Source organism: Mesorhizobium sp. M4B.F.Ca.ET.017.02.2.1 (assembly GCF_003998955.1).
Taxonomy (GTDB): domain Bacteria; phylum Pseudomonadota; class Alphaproteobacteria; order Rhizobiales; family Rhizobiaceae; genus Mesorhizobium; species Mesorhizobium abyssinicae.
Genome location: NZ_RZOF01000355.1, coordinates 1 through 6,442 on the forward strand (window position 1 = coordinate 1; position 6,442 = coordinate 6,442).

The following is a 6,442-nucleotide window of genomic DNA, read 5'->3' on the forward strand; positions in this document are numbered from 1 at the left end:
TTTCCGCTGGCCGGAATATGTCACCACCGCGCGTGGGCGCGACTGGTGGATACCAAGCAGCCAATGATCTCAAGCAGACCACCTCGAGGAGAACAACCATGACCGTCCATGACCGCATCGTCGCCGAGCCGTTCTCGCTGCAGCGCCGCAACCCCAACGGCGGCACCAAGCCGCTGACCGCCTGGGGCTTCGCCAACGAGACCGATGTACTGACCGACGTGCTGCTCGGCTCGCCGAACTTCCTGCGCCATCTGTCGACCAGCTCGCTGTCCAGAAAACATCTGCGCGAGGCGCCCTGCAACGTCCAAATCGCGCAGGCGCAGCACAAGGACCTGGTCGCAGCCTACGAGCATTTCGGCGTCAACATCCACTGGCATGAGCCGACTCCGGAACTGCCGATGCAGGTCTATTCGCGCGACTCCAGCGTCATGACGCCCTACGGCGCCTTCATCACCGCCATGGCCAACTGGTGGCGGCGCGGCGAGAACTATGCCGCGATCCGCACTTACGAAAAGCTCGGCATCCCGATCTACGACATGGTGACGGCCGGCACCTTCGAGGGTGGCGACTTCAACGTCATCGAGGACGGCGTGGTGCTGATCGGCTGCGGCGGCGCCCGCACGCAGGAAGAGGGCGCGCGCCAGGTGCAGGCCTGGTTCGACAAGGAAGGCTGGGAAACCCGCATCGACTTCATCGACGAGTATTACGTCCATATCGACCTGATGGTCGTGCCGATCGCCGAAAAGCTCACCGCGGTGTGCCTCGCCTGCACCGAGCCCGGCATCGTCGACTGGCTGAAGGGCAAGGGCCACGAGATCATCGACGTGCCCTTCCAGGACACGATGGCGCTCGGCTGCAACTTCATGTCGCTCGGCAAGGACAGGGTGATCGCGCCGACGTCGAGCCAGACGCTGATCGGCCAGTTGAGGGCGCGCGGCTTCGAGGTCGCGGCGATCGATATGAGCGAGATCTCCAAGACCGGCGGCGGCATCCACTGCATGGCGCAGGCGCTGAAGCGCGAGAAGGCGTAAGAGGGCGTCACAGGAGCCGGCTGCCTCAATCCTGGCATCCTTTGTTCTGTCGGACAGAGGATTTCGCCGAGTCGTGAGCTGTCCGGCTTCATCTAGCTCGAATTATTGCTCTACCGCGCAAGCCTCGTTGCCGACGAAAACTTGCGAGAAATCTAACATAAGCGCACACTAAAATTCGGGGGGCTCACCAACAAGATCGGGAGGAAAGCATGAATGCCATGAGCTTCACCACCCTTGACGGCGCTAAGGCGACCGTCGACGCCGCGGCCGTGGACGCCTTCTCGGCGCAAATTCGCGGTACGGTGCTGCGGGAAGGTGACACCGCCTATGACGGCGCACGCAGCATCTGGAACAGCATGATCGACCGGCGGCCGGCGCTGATCGTGTGCTGTGTCGGCGCCTCCGATGTCGTTGCCGCCGTGAATTTCGCCCGCGAGAACAAGCTCCTCGTCTCCGTGCGCGGCGGCGGCCACAACATCGCCGGCAGCGCCATCTGCGATGGCGGCCTGGTCATCGACCTCTCGCTGATGAAGTCGGTACGGGTCGACGTCGCGGCGAAGCGGGCATGGGTCGGGCCGGGTGCCACGCTCGTCGATGTCGACCGCGAGACACAGGCCTTCGGAATGGCCGTGCCGACGGGCATCAACTCGACCACCGGTATTGCCGGCTTGACGCTGGGCGGCGGCTTCGGCTGGATCACCCGCAAATTCGGGCTCACCATCGACAATCTCGTCTCCGCCGATGTGGTCACCGCCGACGGCAAGCTGCTGCGCGCCAGCCACAGCGAAAATCCAGACCTGTTCTGGGCGCTGCGCGGCGGCGGCGGCAATTTCGGCATCGTCGCGGCGTTCGAGTTCCAACTTCACCAGTTGGGACCGCAAGTGCTGTCGGGCCTCGTCGTGCATCCCTTCGCCGATGCCCAGAAAGTGCTGCGCGAATATCGCGCCGCGCTGGAGACCGCTCCCGACGAACTGACCTGCTGGGTGGTCATGCGGCAGGCGCCGCCGCTGCCCTTCCTGCCGGCCGAATGGCACGGCAAGGAGGTGCTGGTGCTGGCCATGTGCTATTGCGGCGACATCGAGGCCGGCGAAAAGGCGACGCGGAAGCTGCGCGCCATCGGCTCGCCGATTGCCGATGTCGTCGGGCCCAACCCATTCACCGGCTGGCAGCAGGCCTTCGACCCGCTGCTTGCGCCGGGCGCCCGCAATTACTGGAAGAGCCATGACTTCACCGAGCTTTCCGACAGCGCGATCGAGATCACCACGACGGCGATATCCAGGCTTCCGGGTCCGGAGTGCGAGATATTTTTCGGCCATGTCGGCGGTGCGGCTGGCCGCGTCAAGCCGGATGCGACGGCGTTTCCGCAGCGCAGCTCGCATTTCGTCATGAACGTTCATGCCCGCTGGCGCGAGCCGGCCATGGACAAGGCCTGCATCGACTGGGCGCGCGGCATCTATGAAGCGGCAAAACCTTATGCCGCCGGCACGGCCTATGTGAACTTCATGCCGGAAGACGAGGCCGACCGGATCGAAGCGGCCTATGGCGGCAACTATGCCCGGCTGCTCGAGATCAAGCAGCGCTACGACCCGCAGAACCTGTTCCGCATGAACCAGAACCTGCGTCCGAAGGAAGGTCTGCGGGCGGCATGACGGCCAGGCATCCGCCGACGCGACGGCGTGGGCAACCGCGTCGTCGCGCCAACGGGGCTCAGCCGATCACCGCCGGTGTATCATCATAGCTCACGGTCACCAGCTCCGGGTGGCGGTGAGCGAGCGCGAGGATTTGTGTCTCCAATTCGCAATTGTAGGCCATCAGCGCTTTCACCGTCTCTAGCGGGCTCGCGTAGCGGGCGATCAGCTTCTCGGCCTCGGCCTGCAATTCAGCCTGCGCTTCGGCGTCGAGATGCAGGATGCTCATTGCCGCCTCCTTGAGGCCTGCAGCACATCGAGGCGCTCCTGTAGATGCCCATTGAGCACGATCATCTCCTTCAGCGCCTTCACCGCATCGCCCTTGTGGAGCTCAATGAACTTGCCGGCTACTGCCTGAAGCGCCGCTTCCTGGCGGCTGTCCAGCCTCACGATCTGGTCCATCCCGACACCTCCCATACATCATGTGCGAAGTGAACAAAAAGGGTACAAAAATGTCAAGGGCGAATTGACCGGAAGAGGAATGCGTTCCTATTATTAGGCATGCCTGATACTGACGGAAGACGAAAGCGCGGCGGCGGGCGGCGGCTCAGCAACGCCCATGAGATTGGGCAGCTCGTGCTCGTCCGCTGCGGGTTGTGCAACGTCAAGCGCTGGTATCAGCCCGACGACCTCATGACGATTTTCGGCGACATTGAACCTGACCTCGTGGGCAGCAAGATGCGCTGCGAGCGCTGCGGCAAGAACGAATTCATGCATGCCGAGACGCAGAGCCCGTCGGCCCTGGAAAGGCAGGGCATCCGGGTGAGGCGACTTGCCGAGATAAGGACGGTGCGGCGTGTCGTGTGGCGGGATGAGCAATAAGAAGGCGGGCGGCCATTGCCAGCTTTGGCTTTTAGAACAACGATCCCTGCGCCGGCGGCTCCGCCGGAAACTTGATCTGCGTCGCCGGCTTGTCGACGATCACCAGCGCGTCGTCCGGGGCGGGGCGCTGCAGCTTCCGCGCTTCCGGCCAGGGCGCTGTCAGCCACGTCACGATCTCCTCCGGCGTGGTCAGGATCACCGGCATCGCCTTCTCGTGGATCGGCGCGATCAGCGCATTCGGCTTGGTGGTCAGGAAGCCGTAGAGCTGATGGTCGCCCGGACCTTCCTTGACCTTGCGCACGCCTTGCCAGGGCGTCCACAGACCGGCGAAGAAGAACAGCGGCCGATCCTCGCCGCGCGCGAACCAGAAGTTCTTCTGCACCCCGGTCTCGGGGTCCTTGTCGCCAGGCTGGGGCGAGGGCTCGGCGAAACTCGTCACCGGCACCACGCATCGGTTCTCGACGCCGAGATAGGGCATCCAGTGGGCGTATTGCGGGTTGCGGATGTTGGTGGTGCCGGGGTCCGCATTGCCGCGCATGCGCTCCGGTGGCGTCGGCATGCCCCAGCGCAGATTGGCAAGTTCGCGCGCCCCGTCCGCCGCGTTGCGCACCACCGGGGCGAACTGGTTGGGATAGACGTCGATCGAGGGTTCGAGGTTGCCGATGACGTCGCGCAGGGCGCGCGTCCACTGGCGGATCGCCTCCTGGCTGGTGGTGATGTTGTAGAGGTTGCACATGATGCAGCCCGCCGTCTCACAGGGAGGAATTGTTCGCGCATTTCTCGGCAAAGCGCCAGAGCCGGCCGCGCAAACCCCGCCGCGTTGACAGAAGCGGCGAAGCAGCGGAAGATTTGGCATCTGCTGAAGGAGAGATTCCGTGAAGAAGACCTACGCCAGGCCGGTACTGCTCAAGGCGGGCAAGCTCGGGGCGCTCGCCGCCACCACCGTTTCTAAGGCTCCCTGAGCCAAATGCTTTCGCTTCGACGAAGCGCTGAGGCATTTGTTGCCTCTGCATCGATCTTTCGCGCCCCCGGCTGACCCCCCGGCGCCAGAAGATTTGCACCGCCAATCCCTCCGACGCCGCAACTCTCCGGCGACCTGGATCGTACCTCATATCACTTTCGGGAAGTTAGGTGGCCCGGCCGCCGAGGGGGGGTGATGTATGGGTTGGCCGCCGGGCCTGACCGGCTTCTGCGACCTCGCCGGCTGCTTGAACATGCGCTCATGCTAATACTTGGGCAATAGCGACCTAGGGCCTAAGACTAACGTGTACCGGCTCCCCGGTCCGCAAGCGAAGGCTGGCGGCGCTTTCCACCCGGGCTACTGCTCCCACCATTTCAGCACCCGCATCGCCCTGAGCGTTACCCACCGCGAGGGCTGGCCTTCGCCCTCGTCGACCTCGAACCACACCCGCCCCGGCAGGCTCCAGTCGAGAGGCCATGTGCCGTCGTCCAGGCGTCTGGAACGAAGATGGTCGATGGCCTCGCCAAGCCGCGGATCGGGATCGGTGCCGTCATGTATCGCGGCGGAGCGGAAATGGTCGAGCGCGCGCAGGATGTCGTAGCGCCAGCGGTTCGGGTGCAGGAAGCGCAGGAACCGTTCGTCGGCCGGCTCGCCCGTGGCGAGGCGGCGAAACAGCTTGCGCTCGAGCAGGAATTCCTCGCCCGACCGTCGCGCCTGCCGCGACGGGTCCGTGCCGCCGGTGGCGCGCTCGAATTCCAGAAGGCCCTCCAGCACATTGATCGTGCTGGCGAAGGAGGAGCGGAGCGAGCCGTTCGCCCGCTCGCAGTTCCAGCCGCCGTCGTCGAGGCGCTCGCCGATCAGCCTCTCGATGATGGCGGAGACGTCGACGCCGAAATAGGCGCCGTCGGCAACGGTGCGGCCGTTGATGCACTCCTCGACCTCGCCCTGCCAATAGGGCTGGCCGCCTTCGTCCCAGCGTGAATTGGCGCCGACCAGATCGACGGTGCGCCTGGCCCGGTCCGAGGCCGGATCGAGGCCGAACTCGCGCAACTGCGACAGCGAAAAGCACGTCGCCGTCCACGGCTGGCCGTGCTCGCGCCACTCTTCGGGGGTGAAGCCGGCAGGCACAAAGGCGCCGCCCGCCCATTGCCCATCCTCGTCCTGGCAGGCAAGCAGCCGGGCGCCCCAGCCCTCGCTCTCCACCTTGGCGCGTTCCGCCATCCATACCGGCTCCGGCGCGTCCTGCAGGTCGCGCATCACCTGCCAGCGGATCGACGGATCGGAAGCGAGGAGCCATTCGATGACCGGGTCAGTCATGAGCGAGCCTGTCGGCGGGAGATCGATGATTCACTTGTAGCCGCTTCCCTTGGCCGGTGCGAGGTTGATGGGCGCGTAGCGCAGCAGCGTCACGCCCTGGGACAGGCTTTCCGTCCCGAGCGGCTCCAGCCCCAGCGACAGCCCGACCTGGAAGTACGGCTTGCCGCCGCCAAGCACGACTGGATGCATGTAGAGCCGGTATTCGTCGATCAGACCCGCTCGCGCCAGATGAGCGGCAAGGTCGGCGCCGCCGACGCTGATTTCGCCATCCGTCTCCGCCTTGAGCGACCTTGCAACGGCCTCGGCGTCGCCGCGCATCGGCCGGGCGTTGAGGCCGACTTCGCCGAGCGTCGTCGAGAACACGATCTTCGGCGTCTTCCGCCAGGCGTGGGCAAAGTCGCGCTCGACCTCGTCGGCGGCGGTCTCTCGCTCCGGACTGTCCCAGAAGCGCATCGCGTCATACATCCTGCGGCCGCAGAGAACGGTCGAAGTACGTCTCATCTCGTCGTTGAAATGCCGGTGCAGCTCGCCTTCCGGCACCGGCAAGCCGATATTTCCGCCCGGCCCTTCTATGTAGCCATCCAGCGACGTCAGCATGGAATAGACGATCCTGGCCATCGGCG

At 64.9% G+C, this 6,442-nt stretch carries 8 protein-coding genes; 3 read left to right on the forward strand and 5 right to left on the reverse strand.

Translation table 11 applies throughout. The features are described 5' to 3' along the window. Positions 1-98: 98 nt before the first annotated feature. Positions 99-1,031, forward strand: coding sequence for a dimethylarginine dimethylaminohydrolase family protein (locus EN738_RS28865; protein WP_127286625.1), 933 nt, complete (start codon positions 99-101; stop codon positions 1,029-1,031). A 209-nt stretch (positions 1,032-1,240) separates the two neighbouring features. Then, positions 1,241-2,680, forward strand: coding sequence for an FAD-binding oxidoreductase (locus EN738_RS28870; protein WP_127286626.1), 1,440 nt, complete (start codon positions 1,241-1,243; stop codon positions 2,678-2,680). A 58-nt stretch (positions 2,681-2,738) separates the two neighbouring features. Here the strand turns inward: EN738_RS28870 and EN738_RS28875 are convergent, their stop codons facing one another. Together EN738_RS28875 and EN738_RS28880 are read right to left on the reverse strand one after the other, a co-directional pair. Beyond that, positions 2,739-2,948 carry a hypothetical protein gene (locus EN738_RS28875; protein ID WP_127286627.1) on the reverse strand — a complete coding sequence of 70 codons (210 nt, stop codon included), beginning with the start codon at positions 2,946-2,948 and terminating at the stop codon, positions 2,739-2,741. Then, positions 2,945-3,121: a hypothetical protein gene (locus EN738_RS28880; RefSeq protein WP_127286628.1), complete on the reverse strand. Its 177-nt coding sequence runs from the start codon at positions 3,119-3,121 to the stop codon at positions 2,945-2,947. Before EN738_RS28880 ends, EN738_RS28875 begins: the two co-directional genes overlap by 4 nt. A 174-nt stretch (positions 3,122-3,295) precedes the next feature. On the opposite strand from EN738_RS28880, the gene EN738_RS28885 reads away from it, so the two are divergent. Then, entirely contained in the window at positions 3,296-3,541 is a 246-nt protein-coding gene (locus EN738_RS28885) for a hypothetical protein (RefSeq protein WP_245494801.1), read from the forward strand. 31 nt (positions 3,542-3,572) lie between these two features. Here the strand turns inward: EN738_RS28885 and EN738_RS28890 are convergent, their stop codons facing one another. The 3 genes from EN738_RS28890 to EN738_RS28900 all read right to left on the reverse strand — a co-directional run. Further along, positions 3,573-4,277 (reverse strand): SOS response-associated peptidase, encoded by a 705-nt coding sequence (locus tag EN738_RS28890; protein ID WP_127286630.1) that lies wholly within the window; start codon positions 4,275-4,277, stop codon positions 3,573-3,575. A 582-nt stretch (positions 4,278-4,859) separates the two neighbouring features. Continuing rightward, positions 4,860-5,819, reverse strand: a complete 960-nt coding sequence (locus EN738_RS28895; protein WP_127286631.1) for a squalene cyclase — start codon at positions 5,817-5,819, stop codon at positions 4,860-4,862. 30 nt (positions 5,820-5,849) lie between these two features. Beyond that, positions 5,850-6,442: dihydrofolate reductase family protein (locus EN738_RS28900; RefSeq protein WP_348629115.1), on the reverse strand; the 593-nt coding region annotated here is incomplete at its 5' end.